Consider the following 18,212-nt stretch of genomic DNA (forward strand, 5'->3'; position numbering starts at 1 on the left):
CGGCAGGTTCAGCCGGTTCGCTCCGCCCCGTCCGGGGCTTCGCGAACCCGCTGAACCTGCCGCAACCCAAAATCTGTCGACAATCATCCCGGTCCAAAATGTCGACCATCAACCCGGTTGAACAGCAAGCATGAGAGGAGCGAACGAACGCCAGACAGAACGCGCGAGAGGTCTGCGGCAAAGCGACAATGAAGCAGAAGCGCTCCTTTGGTCGGAACTGAAAGGCCGGCGACTAAACGGCTTCAAGTTCGTCCGGCAGGTCCCCATCGGTCGTTACTATGCTGATTTCGCCTGCCGTGATGAGCGGCTGGTCGTCGAGGTCGACGGCAGTCAGCATCAGATCGGCAGCGGCGATGAGAGGCGCGACGCGTTCATGATCACGAATGGCTGGAGTGTGCTCCGCTTCTGGAATACGGACGTCTTCAATGACCGCGCGGCGGTGCTGGAGACGATCGTGGCGGTCCTGGAAAAGCGGATGGTGGGAGCAATGAGGAGTGCTGATTTGACCTTCATTCCGGGGGAGAAGAGATGAGTCGGGCGTCGAAATCGGCGTCTCGGTCCGCCCCTCACCCTAACCCTTTCCCCGCAGGCGGGGAGAGGGGACCAACTTGCTTCTGGCCGGGGAGGTTGAAGCAGGCCACGACGGTGTCCCCTCTCCCCGCGCGCGGGGAGAGGGCTAGGGTGAGGGGCAGAATGCTGAGGAGCATCGCCGCATGAAGCGCCTTTTGGAAGCGGAGCTCATCTATGGACGGCTGCTCGACATTTCCGAACCGCATCTCGTCTCGCGCTATAACAAGGCTCTCAAAGGCTTCGGGCTGAAACCGACGGCTCTTCAGCGGTTCAGCATCGACATGACCGGCTTCTCACCCGAAATCGCCGAGGAAATCGGCGACCGCGACTATCTGGATCCGAACCGGGTCAACCGGCGCTTCATCATCCTGACGCCGGCGCAGGCGGAGCTTCCGGTCGTGCACACGAGCTTCTCAAACACCGCGGCGCTGATGCACGAATTCTTCAACGCCAATGGCCGCGCGATCAATGCGATCACCATCAAGGATGCGCTCTACGGCGAGATCGAGGATTCGGTCTCGGTCGTCGAGGACATTGACGATCTGCTTTCCATCAACGAAGTCCGCTTCCGGGTGCTCTCGGCCGAGGACATGCTTGGCAAGGCGACCGAACTGCGCGAGCTCGTCGACCGGCTGAAAAAGGTGCCGAACGCGTGGGCGGACGACGCGATGCTCGATCGGATGGTCGAACTCGCCAGGACGACCGGCGACATAAGGCAGAACGTGCTCGTGCCGGACGAACTGGTCTTCCGCCATGAGGCCTTCTGGGCAAATCACTTCGGCGGCGTCTACGTCTTTCTCGACGAGAAGACGACGACGGTCATCTGCGACCCTTCCGTGCCCGGTTTTCGCCGTTCGCGGCCCTGGCAGGTCAGCTACATCGCCATAACCGACCACGCCCGCATCTATGACTTTCTGGCGACGACCAACCGGCTGCAATTGCCGCAGGCATCCTGGGTGCAGGAGTCCGGCCTCTTCCAGCATCGCGCGGACATGGTGATCCGTGGGCTCGTCAACGATGCCGATCCGCAGGCCGATCTGACGAGTGTCGACCGGATATGGCTCCAGACCTGGATCCACCGCAATGCCGCGCTCGTGGCGCGCGACGGAATTTACCCCTTCCTCCAGGAAATGGCGCGGGCGATCGCCGCGACGGGTACGATCAGGATGCAGGACGTCGCCCCGGAGAACCGGTTTCTGCTCGTCCGGGCCGCCCCGCAGCATCCGGATCAATGGCTCGTCAACCGCCTGATCTCCGAACTCGTCCCTCGCGATTTCGTCTCGCGATTCGTATTCGACAAGCAAGGCTTCTACAAAGCCTATGAGGGCTACAGCGAAAAGTTCCGCGAATATGTTGTTGCGACACTGACCGGCACATATCTCAAGGACAAGGCCGCCTTCCGTCATAAGCTCTACGGTCTCAAAGAGGAATAAAACATGTTCGATCCGATCGTTGCGTTCTTCCAGCGTGTATTCACGGCGATCGGCCGTGGCATCGGATTGGCGGTGGCTTGGCTTCTGTGGCCGTTCGTCGCGCTCGGCAACTGGTACCGGGGACGAAGCTGGATCATCAAGGGGCCGATCGGCCTGATCCTCCTCTGCCTCGTGCTCTTCTACGCCTACTTTGTCTGGCAGACGCAAGCCTGGACGAATTTCGACCCGGACTATGTCGACCGCTACAAGCTCGCCGACCGCAGGACTCCGGCCGGTTCGCCCGTCAGCGGACCTGGAACGACGACGGGCCAGTCCGGTTCTGCGGCTGACGCGAACCGAGCTACGGTAGCACCCTCCGCTGCGGACAGCACGACCGAGGCTCTCGCAGTGGCGGAGCTTCCGGCCGGAACGGTTTGCCAGACCTCGGCCGTCGTCGAGGTGGCGGCCGATCTCATCGACCTCAACGTCAATCAGAATGCCTGGATCTCGTCGATGCTCGGCTACAAGCTCGGCTTTTTCGGACTGGACTGGGACGATACGCCCTGGCTGGACAACAAGGCGTCCTTCCAGCGCGGCATCAATCAGGCGGTCCGGCGCACAGCGGTGGAACTGGTGGATTCGCTCGGCCGTGTCCGCGGTACATCGGGAGTCAATGCGGACCTGCAGAGCGCGCGCGGCAACATCCAGTTCGACGAGGAAACCTGGTATTTCGGCCTTAACCCCTTTGGTCCGAAGACCCCGACGCCCAGCTTCTATCGTTCGGCGATGCGCGACCTCAGGAAGTTCAACGTCTCGCTCGGCAAGTGCGAGGCAATCTTCGACGGACGGTCCGACAACATGGTCGAGTTCCTCGATCGCGTCGCCAATGATCTCGGCAACACCTCGGCGATCATCCGCGAACGATCGGAGTTCCACAATGGCGGCTGGTTCGACACGCGGGCCGACGACCGCTTCTGGTTCGCCTTCGGCCAGCTCTACGGCTATTACGGCATTCTCTCGGCTGCCGGTGCCGATTTCGAGAATGTCGTCACCCAGCGTGGCCTGGGGCCGATCTATACCGAGACGATGAAGCAGCTTCGCGCGGCGCTCAGAATCCAGCCGCTCATCATTTCGAACGGCCGCGAGGACGGCTGGATCATGCCGACGCACCTCGCCACCATGGGTTTTTATATCCTCAGGGTCCGGTCGAACCTCGTGGAAATGCGCGACATTCTTGCCCGTTGACGGGCGACGTGCGAGCCTAGGCAAAGGAATGGAACCTGCGCACCCCGCGGAGGAGGCGGGATGCGCGAGGCAAACTGGGGGGAAGCCGTGGGAGAGGTAAAGTCCGACATCGAGATCGCGCGTGCCGCGCGCAAGCAACCGATTATGGAGGTGGGCGCCAAACTAGGCATTCCGCCGGAGCATCTGCTTCCCTATGGCCATGACAAGGCCAAGGTGAGCGCCGAGTTCATTGCGGCTCAGCAGGAAAAGAGGGACGGCCGGCTCATCCTGGTGACCGCCATCAACCCGACGCCGGCGGGCGAGGGCAAGACGACGACCACCGTCGGTCTCGGCGACGGCCTGAACCGGATCGGCAAGAAGACGATCGTCTGCATTCGCGAGGCGTCGCTCGGCCCCTGCTTCGGCATCAAGGGCGGGGCGGCGGGCGGCGGTTACGCCCAGGTGGTGCCGATGGAGGATATCAACCTTCACTTCACCGGCGATTTCCATGCCATTACGTCGGCGCATAATCTTCTCTCCGCCCTGATCGACAACCACATCTATTGGGGCAACGAACAGGCGATAGACATTCGCCGCATTGCCTGGCGGCGGGTCATGGACATGAACGACCGGGCGCTTCGCCAGATCGTCGGCTCGCTCGGCGGCGTCGCCAACGGCTATCCGAGAGAGACCGGCTTCGACATCACCGTCGCCTCGGAAGTCATGGCGATCCTGTGCCTCGCGATGGACATCAAGGATCTGGAAAGGCGGCTCGGCAACATCATCATCGGCTACCGCCGCGACAAGAGCCCCGTCTTTGCACGCGACATCAAGGCCGACGGGGCGATGGCGGTGCTGCTCAAGGACGCGATGCAGCCCAATCTGGTGCAGACGCTCGAGAACAATCCCGCCTTCGTACACGGCGGCCCCTTCGCCAACATCGCGCATGGCTGCAATTCGGTCGTGGCCACCACGACGGCGTTGAAGCTCGCCGACTACGTCGTGACCGAGGCCGGTTTCGGAGCGGATCTCGGCGCAGAGAAATTCTTCGATATCAAGTGTCGCAAGGCAGGTCTCAAGCCGGATGCAGCGGTGATCGTCGCCACCGTCCGGGCGATCAAGATGAACGGAGGCGTCAAGAGAGAGGATCTCGCCAGGGAGAACGTCGAGGCGCTGAGGAAGGGATGCCCGAACCTCGGCCGCCACATCCAGAACGTCAAGAAATTCGGCGTCCCCGTGCTCGTCGCGATCAACCACTTCACCTCCGATACCGAGGCCGAGATCCGTGCGATCAAGGACTATGTCCGCACGCTCGGCTCCGAAGCGGTCCTCTGCAAGCACTGGGCCGAGGGTTCGGCGGGCATCGAGGAGCTCGCGCGCAGGGTGGTGGATCTTGCCAATGCCGGCCATTCGCAGTTCTCACCGCTCTACGCGGACGAGATGCCTCTCTTCGAAAAGATCGAAACGATCGCCAAGGACATTTATCATGCGAGCGAGGTGATCGCCGACAAGGTGGTTCGCGATCAGCTGCGCACCTGGGAAGATCAGGGCTACGGCCATCTGCCGATCTGCATGGCTAAAACGCAGTATTCCTTTTCCACCGACCCGAACCTGCGCGGAGCGCCGACCGGTCACACCGTGCCGATTCGCGAGGTCCGGCTGGCGGCCGGCGCCGGCTTCATCGTCGTCATCACCGGCGAGATCATGACGATGCCCGGCCTGCCGAAGGTGCCTTCTTCGGAACGGATACGGCTGAACGAGCAGGGTTATATCGAGGGGTTGTTTTGAGGCGGCTCTGCCGCGCGGGCGCTCGCCGCAATTCCCTTCTCCCCGCATGCGGGGAGAAGGTCGCGGCAGCGGATTGAGGGGCGACCGCGCCTCCTCAGCGGCAATAGCGGTATCCGTTCTTTCTTTCGATAACGTCCAGATGCAGATGATCTTCATGCGCCGCGTCACTGCCGGGGTCGAGTACGGTCGTGAAATACAGGCAGGCCGAAGCCGTGACCGCCCGCTGGAACGCGCCGGTGAGGGTGCCGTCCTCGTCGCGGGGCTGAATCTCGATCGTTTTGTCGTTGCTGAGCGTGAACGAGGCGATGTCGACCGCGTTGCCGCGCGCATGTTCGGATATCTTGCCGGTCTCTGCATTGTTCCTCAGGCGGCAGATATAGGTTGATGCCTGGTTCAAGGCGACGATGCGCGTCTCGGCGCCGAAGGCGCTTCTGGTGGCCGGTGCCGCCGTTTCCTTCGTCCAGCGCGCGAGCGCCAGCGCCGCCTTGCAGCGCATCACCCCCTCGGGCTTCAGCGTCACATCGGGCAGTATCGCACTGACCCGGATCGGCTTGTCGATGCCGCAGCCCTTGCCGTCATCGATGCCATCGACCTCGGCAAAGGCGGCGCCGAGCGATTTCAATTCCGAGAGACAGGATGCATATTCCTTAGGGTTCTCTTTTTCGATCGTCAGCACAGGGCCGACGTCGAGGGCGTCGTCCTTCCAGCTCGGAGGCAATTCCTGCGCCGCTCGCGCGCCGTCCTTCTTTTCTCCGCCGGATTTTTCCAGGCTCTCAGCATCACCCGGCGGTGGCGTAACGGGCTTGGGCGTGGGCGTCGGCTGGCCGCTGCCGGCGGAGGGACGCGGCGCGGGTACCGGTCCGGTCTTCGGCAAGGCCGCTCCTGAAAGGAGAAACGCGGAGATCAGAATGATTCCGGCGTGGCGCATGAGGTCCTCTCCATCTTTTCTGCAGCCCCAGGCTTTTCTGCAGCCCCAGACGGCGAAACGCACCGGGAACGATCCTGTTTCAAATTGTGCTGAAACTGAGGACGAAGTTCGCGCCGCAGGCATGAAGATGAGGAAGAACCCCCAAATTTATATTGACAATTACACTCATGTTTTCGTATGTGGCTGAAATAAGGCGGAAATTGCCGCCTTGTTCGATTTCCGCACTGCCCAGCCAGCCCTTGAGTTCGCCGCTCAACAGCAAGCCCGGCCAACACTTTCAAAGGACTGGTCCATGCTCAACCGGCATCATCGCCTGGCGCTTTTGGCTTGCACGGCTGCAACGCTCGCGCTCCCGATCTCCCAGGCTCTTGCGCAGAGCGCGCCGCCCGAAACGTCGACACAAGCCAGTGCCAACGCGACAGAACTGAAAAAAATTGTCGCGAAAGGTGACCGTCCGGCAGGTGCGAAGCGAGGCGGCATAGCGGACACGCCGCTAGCAACCGAGATCGATGAAAAGACTCTGGAGGAGAAACAGGTCACGGATCTCGATGACCTCGGCCGCAGCGTCGACGCTGGAATCAACGCGTCGCGGGCCGATTCCGGCATCAACCTTCGGGGCCTATCCGGCCCGCGTATCGTGACCACGATCGATGGTGTTCCGATCCCATTCCTCTCGAACAGCGCGCGTCAGGGTGCCTTTGCTTCGATCAATGCGAATGGCGGCGGGGACATGTTCGATTTCAATTCGCTATCGGTGGTCGACATTGTGCGCGGGGCGGATTCGAGCCGCGGCGGTTCCGGCATGCTCGGCGGCGCCGTGGTATTGCGTACGCTTGAACCCGAGGATGTCATCTCCGACGGAAAGGACTGGGGGGCGATCTTCAGATCGGTGTACGACAGCGAAGACAACAGCATTGCCGGTTCTGCCGCCGGAGCTCACAGGTTCGGCGACACATCTATTCTCTTTCAGGGCAGTTACCGAAAAGGACATGAGCGGGACAATGAAGGAACAGTCGGCGGCTACGGTTCCGCCCGGACCGAGCCTAATCCGACCGATTTCGACCAGAGCAACATGCTCTTCAAGTTGCGGCATGAGCTTGAAGGCGGCCACAGAATCGGCCTAACGGCGGAAAGCTTCCGCCGAGATGCCGACAACGACCTCAGAACGGAACAGGGGCTCAGGTACAAGATCGGCGATTACTCCGGCTTCGAAGACCGCGCCCGAAAGCGCGTCTCGCTCGACTATGACTTCGAGGCGGCCACATCGGACGACTTCTTCAGCTTCGCCCGGGCATCGCTCTACTGGCAGGACCTGGAACGTTCCTCAGGCTCGAACGGCCGGACGATTGCGGATGATCTCTACGGCCGCAATAATTCGATCAGCAATGAGACCGTCGGCTTCACCGGACGCGCGGGCAAGGATTTCGAAGCGGGCGGTTTCGATCATTCGCTGACCTTCGGTCTGGATGTCGCCCGTTCCGATTGGAGCCAATATACCGCCGCGCTTTGCGGCACATCGGTGACATGCGATTTGCTCAACAACCAGTCCGAAATCCCCGATGTAGCCAGCACGACCGTGGGTGCCATTCTGGAAGACCGCATTTCCGTGGGTGACAGTGCGTTCGCGCTGACGCCCGGATTGCGGTTCGACTGGTTCCAGTATGACCCCGAACTCAATGGGGGCTTCGAATCAAATCCGGGATCCGGCGTTTTCGGGGAACTGAAGGACAGGGATGGGGTTCGCCTTTCGCCAAAGCTCCTTGCGACCTACGACATCGTGCCGGAAGTCGAACTGTTCGGGCAATGGTCGATGGCCTTTCGGGCGCCGACCGTAGACGAACTCTATAGCCGCTTCTACAATCCGTTCGGGATGTATGCCCAGCTCGGGAGTCCGAATCTCAAGCCGGAAACCGGCCACGGATTCGAGATCGGCGCCAATTTCGACACCGGTGAATTGCGCGGTCGCGTTGCGGCATTCCATAATGTTTATGACAACTTCATCGACACCACTACCAACTTCAATCCGGTAACGGGAATCACGGAATTCAACTACACCAACGTGAACAAGGCGCGAATCTCGGGTATCGAGTTGAGTGCGTTGAAAACGTTCGACAACGGCTTCAATGTCCACGCATCTCTCGCCTATTCCTACGGTAAGAATCAGGACGATGACACGCGGCTGCGGACGGTCGCACCTTTCAAGGCGATCATCGGCGGCGGCTACAGTCAGGAGACTTTCGGCGTGGACCTTTCGACGACGGTCTCTGCGGCCATGCCGGATGATGGCAAAAGCAACACCTTCGATGCGCCCGGTTACGGTATCGTGGATATGACCGGGTGGTGGACGCCCGAGAGCTTCAAGGGGCTGAGGGTAGAGGCCGGGGTCTATAACATCCTCGACAAGAAATACTTCAACGCCCTCGGTGTGCGTGGTGTCAACCTCGCCTCATCGTCGTCCCAGCCGCGTGACTTCTACTCCGAGCCGGGACGTGCCTTCAAGGTCTCCTTGACGCAACGCTTCTGATCGAGCAGCGACGCAGACGCATGTGAAGGCGGCTTTTGACGGCCGCCTTTCTCTTTTTCCCGCTTGCGCGCCACTGCAAGCCGCGCTAACACTTCCGCCCATGGCAAACACGCAGAACATTTCGATCTGGTGGTGGGCTCGCTGAGGCGGCCTTGACCAGTCATGCGTGATTGAGAGATGGAGCCGCCCGGAGATTTCGAGGCGGCTTTTTTCGTATTCTGGCCGCGTGGAAAGACCGGGCTTTTACGGAGCGAAACGAATGGCAGCGGTAATTCTGGAAGACGGCGCGGAGAGCTATACCACGAAGGGCGGCATCGTCGTCACCCGCAGGCGGCGCGAGGCATCCTACAGCGACGCGATCGCCGGCTATGTCGACAGGCTCGACGAACGCCGCGGCGCGGTCTTCTCCTCGAACTACGAATATCCCGGCCGCTATACCCGCTGGGACACTGCGGTGGTCGACCCGCCGCTTGCCATCTCCTCCTTCGGTCGCTCGCTCTGGATCGAAGCCTATAACGAACGCGGCGAAGTGCTGCTGGCACTGATCGCCGAGGATCTGAAGTCCGTTGCCGACATTACGCTCGGCGCGCTTGCGCCCCGTCGTCTCGACCTGACAATCAATGAGCCCGATCGTGTCTTCACCGAGGAAGAGCGGTCGAAGATGCCGACGGTCTTTACGGTTCTTCGCGCGGTGACGAACCTCTTCCACTCGGAGGAGGACTCGAACCTCGGCCTCTATGGCGCCTTCGGCTACGACCTCGCCTTCCAGTTCGATGCGATCGAACTGAAGCTCACCCGTCCGGACGACCAGCGCGACATGGTTCTCTTCCTGCCGGACGAGATACTGGTGGTCGATCACTATGCGGCAAAGGCCTGGATCGACCGCTACGATTTCGCCAGGGAGGACCTTTCGACCGAGGGCAAGGCAGCGGACATCGCTCCCGAGCCGTTCCTGAGCGTCGACAGCATCCCGCCGCACGGGGATCACCGCCCGGGCGAATATGCCGAACTGGTCGTCAAGGCGAAGGAAAGCTTCCGGCGCGGCGATCTCTTCGAAGTGGTGCCGGGGCAGAAATTCTACGAGCGCTGCGAAAGCCGCCCGTCCGAGATTTCCAATCGGCTGAAGGCGATCAATCCGTCGCCCTATTCCTTCTTCATCAATCTCGGCAACCAGGAATACCTCGTCGGTGCTTCGCCGGAGATGTTCGTGCGCGTTTCCGGCCGGCGCATCGAGACCTGCCCGATTTCCGGCACGATCAAGCGCGGCGACGATCCGATCGCAGACAGCGAGCAGATCCTGAAGCTCTTGAACTCGAAGAAGGACGAGTCCGAACTCACCATGTGCTCGGACGTGGACCGCAACGACAAGAGCCGGGTCTGTGTGCCGGGCTCGGTCAAGGTGATCGGTCGCCGTCAGATCGAGATGTATTCGCGGCTGATCCACACGGTCGATCACATCGAGGGGCGCCTGCGCGACGATATGGACGCCTTCGACGGGTTCCTCAGCCACGCCTGGGCGGTGACCGTTACCGGCGCGCCGAAGCTCTGGGCCATGCGCTTCATCGAGAGCCACGAGAAGAGCCCGCGTGCCTGGTACGGGGGCGCGATCGGCATGGTCGGCTTCAACGGCGACATGAACACCGGGCTGACCTTGCGTACCATCCGCATCAAGGACGGGATCGCCGAGGTGAGGGCGGGTGCGACGCTCCTCTATGATTCCAATCCGGAAGAAGAAGAAGCCGAAACCGAACTGAAGGCCTCTGCCATGATTGCAGCCATCCGCGACGCCAAATCCGCAAACAGCGCCAAGGCCGCGCGCGACGTCGCTGCCGTTGGCGCCGGAGTGAGCATCCTGCTCGTCGATCACGAGGACAGCTTCGTCCATACCCTGGCGAACTACTTCCGCCAGACGGGCGCGACTGTCACCACCGTGCGCACGCCCGTGGCCGAGGAAATCTTCGACCGGGTCAAGCCCGACCTTGTCGTGCTTTCGCCCGGTCCCGGCACCCCGAAGGACTTCGACTGCAAGGCGACGATCAAGAAGGCGCGGGCGCGGGACCTGCCGATCTTCGGCGTCTGCCTGGGGCTGCAGGCGCTCGCGGAGGCTTATGGCGGCGATCTTCGTCAGCTGGCGATCCCGATGCACGGGAAACCCTCGCGCATCCGCGTGCTCGAACCCGGCATCGTCTTCTCCGGCCTCGGCAAGGAGGTGACGGTCGGGCGCTATCATTCGATTTTCGCCGATCCGTCCAACCTGCCGCGCGAATTCGTGATCACGGCCGAAAGCGAAGATGGTACGATCATGGGCATCGAACACAGCAAGGAGCCGGTGGCGGCCGTACAGTTCCATCCGGAATCGATCATGACGCTCGGCGGCGACGCCGGCATGCGGATGATCGAGAACGTGGTTGCCCATCTCGCCAAACGAGCGAAGACCAAGGCAGCCTGACCTCTTGCGCGTCGGCTGTATCGGCTCGAGGCATTCGACCGTTTGACAAGCGGCCCGTAATCGCCCATATGGCGCCCATGATCCGCCTGCGCGAAAACCCGCGCGGGCGGTTTTGCATTTGAATGGCCTTGCATCTGCAACTCGTTTGCATCTGCAGGAGGAATGACGATGACCGGAACCGACAATAGAACCGTCCTGCGACTCGCCTTCTGGGGCATCCCCCTGTCGCTGGCCGTGATGGGTCTTAAAATGCTCGCCTGGTGGGTGACGGGCTCGGTGGCGCTCCTGTCCGACGGGCTGGAATCCTCCGTCAACGTGGTCGCCGCGGTGATTGCCTATGCGATGATCGGCTATGCGGCAAAGCCGGCCGATGCCGATCACCCCTTCGGGCATCACAAGGCGGAATACTTCTCCGCGGTCATCGAAGGCGTGCTGATCGTCCTGGCGGCGTTGCTGATTATCTGGGAAGCCATCCCCGAAATGATGGCACCGGTGCTTCTGAATGCACCGACGCTAGGCCTCGCCATCAATTTTGCTGCCGGCGTCGTCAATGCGGTCTGGGCCTATGTGCTTATCCGGGCGGGCCGCCGCCATCGCTCGCCCGCGTTGAGTGCGGACGGCCAGCATATTCTCTCCGATGTCGTGACCTCCGTGGGCGTGCTCGTCGGCCTTCTTCTCGCCATCGCCACCGGCTACGCGATCCTCGATCCGCTGCTCGCCGTGATCGTCGCGGGCAACATCCTCTTCCAGGGCTGGAAGGTGATTTCGCGCTCCGTCGACGGGCTGATGGACAAGGCGGTGCCGGCGGACGAGGAGGAGGCGATCAAGGCGGCGATCGCGGCTAATGCCGGCGGGTCTCTCGGAGTCCATGATCTGAAGACGCGTCAGGCGGGCCCGGCGATTTTCGTGGATTTTCACATGGTCGTGCCCGAGGCGATGGCGGTCGGTGACGCGCACGATATCTGCGACCGGATCGAGGAGGCGATTCGCGTCGTGCACTCGGGCGCGGAGATCGCCATCCACGTCGAACCGGAAGGCGAAAAGGCGCACGGGGTGCGCGTTAAGGTTAGTGGAGCATCACGGAAATGACCAAGACTGACGTATCGGGACTTTCACAACTGGGGACGAAGGTCGATCTGCCCCAGAGCCCGGAAGAAGCGGTGCTCGAAAGGGTGCCGAGCGGGCACGGCGGCACGGATTTCGTCGTGCGCTTTACGGCGCCCGAGTTCACCTCGCTTTGCCCGATGACCGGGCAGCCCGACTTCGCGCATATCGTCATCGACTATGTGCCGGACGGCTGGCTGGTGGAATCGAAATCGCTCAAGCTGTTCCTGCATTCGTTCCGCAACCACGGCGCTTTCCACGAGGATTGCACGATCGAGATCGCCAAGCGGCTGGTTTCGCTGCTTTCGCCGAAGTGGCTACGGATCGGCGCCTACTGGTATCCCCGCGGCGGCATCCCGATCGACGTTTTCTGGCAGACGGGAAACCCGCCGGAGGGCGTCTGGCTGCCGGATCAGGGCGTGCCGACCTATCGCGGACGGGGATGATGGCGGTTGCCGATTTGCGAGGACCGTCTCGCCTCTTCGGCTGGATCCGCTGACCTGGGGATGAGCCGCCCGCCGGTTCGGACGGATTTCCCTATCGATCGAGCCGAAGTGCTTTTGACAGGCCGATCTTTTCCAGTTCGGTCTGGAGGATCGGGTCGAAAGCGACCTTCCTCCAAAGCACTCGGTAGCCGAGACGCTGGTAAAGCTGAAGCGCCCGCTCGTTTTGGGCCGCCACCTGGATTGCGGCTTGCCTGTATCCACGCTCGGCGATTTGCACTTCGAGCGCCTTTATGAGGGCCGATCCGGCGCCCCGTCCTTCGAAGGCGGGAGCCACCCAGATATCGCTGATGACATCGTCATCGTGCTCGCGGGCGCCGAGGCCGGCAGCTTCTCCATCGACTTCAGCGACGAGAATCCGAGGCCCCAGTTCTCGCACGAACGGCAGGAACGGGTTGTTCTGTTCGGTGGCCGCCGCAACATGCGCCGGCACAAGCGGCTTTATGCCTTTGCGCCAGGCTGCAAGGCCGATTTGAGCGAGAAAGTCCGCCTCCTGCGGCAGCGCGGAGCGAACCAGTATCATCCGAGGATCAAGGCTGCGCCGGCTATGGCGGTGGCGCCGCCGACGATACGGGTGACGACGCCGCGGTCCGCAAGCCGGGCGAGCCCCATGCCGAGACCGATGCCGGCAACGTGCAGAAGAGCGGTCGCGATCACGAATCCTGCTGCAAACGACCAGGTGCCGGCCGAACCCAACTCTCCGCCGTGGGCATGGCCATGGAAGAGCGCGAAGGCCGCGACGATGGCTGCAGCCGTTGCCGCGTCAAGCCGGACGGCTATGGCGACGACCAGGCCGAGCGCCACGACAGAGGCGAGAATGGCCGGTTCGACAAGGGGCAGGGGAGCGCCGGTGTGGGCGAGGACGAAGCCGAGCACCATCGTCGCGACAAAGGCAGCCGGCACGCTCCACAGAGCCCTGCCGCCGATCTGAGCCGCCCAAAGGCCGACGGCGATCATCGCAAGAACGTGGTCGGCTCCGAACAGCGGATGAGAAAGGCCCGCCATCACCGACCCGTGTTCGGCTGGATCGAGATGGGCGAAGGCAGGCGCGGAGGAGCCGGCGAAGAGCGCGGCTGCGAGAAGGACGGATTTCTTCATTCTGGGCCCCGATACGGACATTGATGATCCGTTGATCTTATTGGGCTCCCACCGGCTGTCCATACGTCATTTGGCGGACCCTGTTCACCATCGTGCCGAGGCGGGCGGTTCGAACCGTGTTAACGCCGCCGTTTGCATTGTTTTCGCCGTCGAGTCGCATTATCTGGTTGGAAGACATTTCATGAGGAGTCCGAAGAATGCGGAACGACGACGACCAGGAAGAAAAGAAGACCGAATTGCCCTTGGGCAAGGAGACGGAGGCGAACCTTTTCAAGTCGCGTTCGATTTTCATTTACGGGACCATCACTCAGGAACTCGCGCAGAAGGTCTGCTCGCAGCTCGTGGCGCTTGCCGCGGCCAGCGACGACGACATCCGCCTCTTCGTCAACTCGCCCGGCGGCCATGTCGAATCCGGCGACAGCATCCACGACATGATCAAGTTCGTGAAGCCGAAGGTCTGGACCATCGGCACCGGCTGGGTCGCGTCCGCCGGCGCGCTCATCTATGTCGCTGCGCCCAAGGAGCAGCGCCTGTGCCTGCCGAACACCCGCTTCCTGTTGCACCAACCCTCGGGCGGAACGCGCGGCATGGCTTCCGACATCGAGATCCAGGCACGCGAGATCATCAAGATGAACGAGCGTCTGAACCGGATCTTCTCCGAAGCGACCGGACAGCCGGTCGACAAGATCGCCAAGGACACGGATCGCGATTACTGGCTCGGTGCGGAAGAGGCGAAGGCCTACGGTCTCGTTTCGCGCATCGTCACCTCCATCGCGGAAATCTAGAGCGTCCGCCCCTCATCCGCCTGCAGACACCTTCTCCCGCAAGCGGGGCGAAGGGAGGCGAGGCGCCGCCTCAGACCCCTTTCCCCCACGCGCGGGGAAAGGGCTCGTCCTCGGACCAAACCCGAGGAAAGGGCACTCTTGCTCCGCTTTACCAAGCCGTGTATAGGCTTTTCCATGACTGAGGCCGACGCAAACAAGATCGCAGCGATCTTTTCGGGACACGATGCCAATCGTGCTCCTGCGCGCGCCTTCGCCTCCCTTCTCCTTCTCGGCCTTATCCGCGGTTGCCGGGTTCGCTGAGGAGCGCCCGGCGGCCGAAAAGCCTTGCCGGCACCTGCTCCTCGAAATCCAGAAAAGCTGAGCCAAATCGCGCGGCCCCCGCGGCATCGCCATCGCAATGTCCCGAATGATCGGCTATTGCATGCGGCAGGCTACGCTCCAGTGACGAAGAGAAGCTGCACATGATTTTGAAATCGCATTCCATCAAGACCGGCATGCCCGAAGCGGCTGTGAAATATCAGCCCTATCCGCAGATCGCGCTGCCGGATCGCACGTGGCCGTCAAAGGCGATTACCGAGGCGCCGATCTGGTGTTCCGTGGATCTTCGCGACGGCAACCAGGCACTCGTCGACCCGATGGGTCACGACCGGAAGGCGCGCATGTTCCACCTCCTCCTGGACATGGGCTTCAAGGAGATCGAGATCGGCTTCCCCTCCGCGTCGCAGACGGATTTCGATTTCGCCCGCTGGTGCGTCGAGGAAGGCAACGTCTCCGAAGACGTGTCGCTGCAGGTGCTGGTACAGTGCCGGCCGGAATTGATCGCGCGGACCTTCGAGGCGCTTGAAGGTGCGCACCGGCCGATCGTGCATTTCTACAATTCGACGAGCGAGCTGCAGCGCCGCGTGGTCTTCGGCAAGGACGTGGCCGGCATCAAACAGATCGCGACCGACGCCGCCAAGATGATCACCGACATGGCCGCGAAAGCGGGCGGCGGCTATCGCTTCGAGTACTCGCCGGAAAGCTTCACGGGCACCGAACTCGAAGTGGCATTGGAGATTTGCAACGCCGTGATCGAGATCGTCCGGCCGACGGCGGACAACAAGCTCATCATCAACCTGCCCTCGACCGTGGAGATGGCGACGCCGAACATCTATGCCGACCAGATCGAATGGATGTGCCGCAATCTCGACAATCGCGAGAACCTGATCGTCTCGCTGCATCCGCACAATGACCGCGGCACCGGCATTGCCGCAACCGAGCTGGGGCTGATGGCGGGCGCCGACCGTGTCGAGGGGACGCTCTTCGGCAATGGCGAGCGCACCGGCAACGTCGATGTGGTGACGCTGGCGCTCAACATGTTCACACAGGGCGTCGATCCCAAGCTCGACTGCTCGGACATCGAACGGATCAAGGAAGTCTACGAATATTCCAACCAGATGGTCATTCCGGAACGCCACCCCTATGTCGGCGAACTGGTTTACACGGCTTTCTCCGGCTCGCATCAGGATGCCATCAACAAGGGCATGAAGGCGATCAAACAGGCGAACAAGCCGACCTGGGAGGTACCCTATCTGCCGATCGATCCGCGCGATGTCGGACGCAGCTACGAAGCGATCATCCGCATCAACTCGCAGTCGGGCAAGGGCGGCATCGCCTATATCCTGCAGGAGGACTACGGGATCAATCTGCCGCGCAATCTGCAGATCGAGTTCCGTGAGGAAGTCCAGCGCATCACCGACGAGGAAGGCAAGGAGCTGCCCTCGAAGCGCATCCATCAGCGCTTCATCGAAAGCTATGTCGAGCAGCCGGGCGCGCGCATCAAGTTCGTCGACCATCACACCTACCCTGTAGGCGAGCACAAAGGCTTGCGCGTCGTTGCCGCCGAGATCACGGACGGCGGCGAGACCAGACAGATCGAGGGCAAGGGCACGGGCCCGATCGACGGCTTCATCAATGCACTGTCGATCTATCTCGGCGTCGAACTCTCGGTGGCGGATTACTCCGAGCATTCGCTGCAGCATGGTTCGAACGCCGCTGCGATCGCTTATGTCGAGGTCGAGTATCCGGGCGGCAAGCTCTTCGGCGTCGGCATCAACACCAATATCGTGGCCGCCTCACTGGAGGCGATCGTCTCGGCTGCCAACCGCGTTCTGGACGTGATGGGGAAGTGACGCGCTTGCCCTGGTAGGTGCCCCTTGCCCCGCCCCTCTCTCCGCGCGCGGAGAGAGGGGAGACGGTATTGGGCGGCGCTCATTAGCCTGATCTTCGATAGGTGGATCGCGGAAACGCTCCCGATCCTGGCTCATATGCGCTGGCCCTGCCTCCTAGGGGAAGAAGGTCGCGACGGCTCTATGCAGGGCAGCTACTCGGTCTTGATCAGCGTCAAATGTTCGCCGCCACCGTTTCGGCAAGGTCCTGCAGGGCGGGGTCGGAAGACGGACCGATCATCACGAATGAGACGCTTTCCCGTTGCCACGATATCAAGCCGAGGTCGCCGCGGATGGTTTCGGTGAATTCGCCGGATTGTTGCGCGTCGCCTTGCTTGAGAAAGCAGATGGTGAAGACCTCTCCTTCCCGGTCGCGATAGACGAGCTGGGCAACCGGCCTGCCGTTGGCGGCAAGGAGCCTCGCCCCTTCGAAGGACAATCCCTTGCGGGCGAGATCGGGGACAGCGAAGCTCACGCCGACGCTTGCGGCAAGCCAGGTCTCGATCTCGGCCGCCTGCGTTCCCGGCACCTCGACCAGATGCTCCTTCTGGCGCGAATAGATGCGGTGAGACCCGACGATATCGTCGATCCAGGGGCGGTCATCGGCCTGGTTCATCGGCTCGGCGAAATCCGTGGCGCTGCCGAGAATGAAGCCGGCGGCTCCGCCGAGCAGGAAAAGGGCGGTGGAAGCGGCGAGGATGCGCGGCCAGATGCGAGCGCTTCGTCTTGGAAGGCTGGCCGTCGTTACCCGCTCCGATTTCGGGTTGATGCCGGGGCCTTGCTTTATCTGGCGCACCAGCGCCAGCGGCACCGGATCATGGAGGAAGTTTTCGAAAGCCCCGTTGCCGAAGGCGCTGCCCGACTTGAGCTTGTCGAGCAATGCCCTTGCCTCGTCGTCGCGGGCGAGAAGAGCGTCAAGCTCGGATTTTTCGCCTTCTGCGAGTTCGCCGTCGATATAGGCGGACAACCGCACCTCGAGCGCCAGCCCCTTCGTTTGCAGCAACGGTCAGGCCCTCCTTTCCGTATTTTCGGACAACATGGCCGCGAGCCTGAGCCGCGCCGTCGACAGCCTGCTCATGACCGTACCGACGGGGATGCCGAGGATCTCCGCCGTTTCCCGGTAGCTGTGGCCTTCGACATTGACGAGGAGGAAGACGCTTGCCAGTCCCTCCGGCATCGACAGGATCATCTTCTGCACCTGATTGGCATAGGCCGCCTTTTCGGCTGTTGCTTCGACGTGCGGTTCGTCCCGCTCGAAAACGTCGACCGCACCGGCGCTGCGCACTTTGCGCTTGCGGATTTCGTCCACCCAGAGATTGCGGGTCATCGCATAGACCCAGCTTTCCAGCCGGCCTTCGCCGTTCCAAAGGTGACCGCGCGCGATTGCCCGCTCGCAAACTTCCTGGACGAGATCGTCGGCATCATTGGCATTGCGGGCCAGCGTGATCGCGAAGCGGCGCAGTTTGGGCAGCAGGCTGACCAAATCCCGTCTGAAATCCTTCATTTCTGCCGCTGGGCGCATTGCTCTTCCAGGAAAACGTGCCGGATCGCGCGTCCATTCGCCATCCGGACGCACCATCAATGATATGGAACATTTGGTCCTAAGTCTGCAAGGGAAGA

Annotated in this window: 17 protein-coding genes; 11 read left to right on the forward strand and 6 right to left on the reverse strand. The window is 61.9% G+C overall.

Annotation, left to right across the window (positions count from 1 at the left end; genetic code table 11):
• The first annotated feature begins 130 nt into the window (after positions 1–130).
• The 4 genes from ACFHWW_RS09530 to ACFHWW_RS09545 all read left to right on the forward strand — a co-directional run bounded on the left by ACFHWW_RS09530 (position 131) and on the right by ACFHWW_RS09545 (position 4,994).
• Positions 131–532 (forward strand): endonuclease domain-containing protein, encoded by a 402-nt coding sequence (locus ACFHWW_RS09530; RefSeq protein ID WP_018095684.1) that lies wholly within the window; start codon positions 131–133, stop codon positions 530–532.
• Positions 533–713: 181 nt separating this feature from the next.
• Positions 714–2,003, forward strand: a complete 1,290-nt coding sequence (locus tag ACFHWW_RS09535) for a DUF6638 family protein (protein WP_275597530.1) — start codon at positions 714–716, stop codon at positions 2,001–2,003.
• 3 nt (positions 2,004–2,006) lie between these two features.
• A complete protein-coding gene (locus ACFHWW_RS09540) occupies positions 2,007–3,227 on the forward strand; it encodes a DUF2333 family protein (protein WP_275599891.1) in 1,221 nt (406 codons plus the stop codon).
• Between the two features lie 60 nt (positions 3,228–3,287).
• A complete protein-coding gene (locus ACFHWW_RS09545; protein WP_379938069.1) occupies positions 3,288–4,994 on the forward strand; it encodes a formate--tetrahydrofolate ligase in 1,707 nt (568 codons plus the stop codon).
• 94 nt (positions 4,995–5,088) lie between these two features.
• On the opposite strand, the gene ACFHWW_RS09550 is transcribed toward ACFHWW_RS09545, so the two are convergent.
• Both ACFHWW_RS09550 and ACFHWW_RS09555 read right to left on the reverse strand, forming a co-directional pair.
• Positions 5,089–5,922, reverse strand: coding sequence for an extensin family protein (locus ACFHWW_RS09550; protein ID WP_275597533.1), 834 nt, complete (start codon positions 5,920–5,922; stop codon positions 5,089–5,091).
• A gap of 79 nt (positions 5,923–6,001) precedes the next feature.
• On the reverse strand, positions 6,002–6,178 hold the full coding sequence (locus tag ACFHWW_RS09555; protein ID WP_379938070.1) for a hypothetical protein: 177 nt from the start codon (positions 6,176–6,178) through the stop codon (positions 6,002–6,004).
• 36 nt (positions 6,179–6,214) lie between these two features.
• On the opposite strand from ACFHWW_RS09555, the gene ACFHWW_RS09560 reads away from it, so the two are divergent.
• The 5 genes from ACFHWW_RS09560 to queF all read left to right on the forward strand — a co-directional run bounded on the left by ACFHWW_RS09560 (position 6,215) and on the right by queF (position 12,445).
• Positions 6,215–8,446: a TonB-dependent hemoglobin/transferrin/lactoferrin family receptor gene (locus ACFHWW_RS09560; protein WP_379938071.1), complete on the forward strand. Its 2,232-nt coding sequence runs from the start codon at positions 6,215–6,217 to the stop codon at positions 8,444–8,446.
• Between the two features lie 100 nt (positions 8,447–8,546).
• A complete protein-coding gene (gene trpLE / locus ACFHWW_RS09565) occupies positions 8,547–8,591 on the forward strand; it encodes a trpE operon leader peptide TrpLE (RefSeq protein WP_178385068.1) in 45 nt (14 codons plus the stop codon).
• Positions 8,592–8,705: 114 nt separating this feature from the next.
• The gene (locus ACFHWW_RS09570; RefSeq protein ID WP_379938072.1) at positions 8,706–10,895 is read left to right on the forward strand and encodes an anthranilate synthase; all 2,190 of its coding nucleotides are present in this window, start codon (positions 8,706–8,708) and stop codon (positions 10,893–10,895) included.
• A gap of 168 nt (positions 10,896–11,063) precedes the next feature.
• Positions 11,064–11,984, forward strand: a complete 921-nt coding sequence (locus ACFHWW_RS09575; RefSeq protein ID WP_324762140.1) for a cation diffusion facilitator family transporter — start codon at positions 11,064–11,066, stop codon at positions 11,982–11,984.
• Positions 11,981–12,445: a preQ(1) synthase gene (queF, locus tag ACFHWW_RS09580; protein ID WP_018095676.1), complete on the forward strand. Its 465-nt coding sequence runs from the start codon at positions 11,981–11,983 to the stop codon at positions 12,443–12,445. The genes ACFHWW_RS09575 and queF overlap by 4 nt, the downstream gene beginning before the upstream one ends.
• Before the next feature lie 91 nt (positions 12,446–12,536).
• Here queF and ACFHWW_RS09585 read toward each other — a convergent pair whose 3' ends face one another.
• On the reverse strand, positions 12,537–13,025 hold the full coding sequence (locus tag ACFHWW_RS09585; RefSeq protein ID WP_379938073.1) for a GNAT family N-acetyltransferase: 489 nt from the start codon (positions 13,023–13,025) through the stop codon (positions 12,537–12,539).
• The gene (locus tag ACFHWW_RS09590; RefSeq protein ID WP_379938074.1) at positions 13,022–13,600 is read right to left on the reverse strand and encodes a HupE/UreJ family protein; all 579 of its coding nucleotides are present in this window, start codon (positions 13,598–13,600) and stop codon (positions 13,022–13,024) included. Before ACFHWW_RS09590 ends, ACFHWW_RS09585 begins: the two co-directional genes overlap by 4 nt.
• Positions 13,601–13,797: 197 nt before the next feature.
• Between ACFHWW_RS09590 and ACFHWW_RS09595 the strand changes: the two genes are divergently transcribed.
• Positions 13,798–14,385 carry an ATP-dependent Clp protease proteolytic subunit gene (locus tag ACFHWW_RS09595; RefSeq protein WP_003534438.1) on the forward strand — a complete coding sequence of 196 codons (588 nt, stop codon included), beginning with the start codon at positions 13,798–13,800 and terminating at the stop codon, positions 14,383–14,385.
• Between the two features lie 461 nt (positions 14,386–14,846).
• Positions 14,847–16,556, forward strand: a complete 1,710-nt coding sequence (gene leuA, locus ACFHWW_RS09600) for a 2-isopropylmalate synthase (protein ID WP_127710129.1) — start codon at positions 14,847–14,849, stop codon at positions 16,554–16,556.
• A gap of 211 nt (positions 16,557–16,767) precedes the next feature.
• Here leuA and ACFHWW_RS09605 read toward each other — a convergent pair whose 3' ends face one another.
• A complete protein-coding gene (locus ACFHWW_RS09605) occupies positions 16,768–17,595 on the reverse strand; it encodes an anti-sigma factor family protein (RefSeq protein WP_379938075.1) in 828 nt (275 codons plus the stop codon).
• Positions 17,596–17,598: 3 nt separating this feature from the next.
• The gene (locus ACFHWW_RS09610) at positions 17,599–18,114 is read right to left on the reverse strand and encodes an RNA polymerase sigma factor (RefSeq protein WP_018095669.1); all 516 of its coding nucleotides are present in this window, start codon (positions 18,112–18,114) and stop codon (positions 17,599–17,601) included.
• Positions 18,115–18,212: the final 98 nt, after the last annotated feature.

Source organism: Sinorhizobium sp. P24N7 (assembly GCF_042436655.1).
Taxonomy (GTDB): domain Bacteria; phylum Pseudomonadota; class Alphaproteobacteria; order Rhizobiales; family Rhizobiaceae; genus Sinorhizobium; species Sinorhizobium meliloti_A.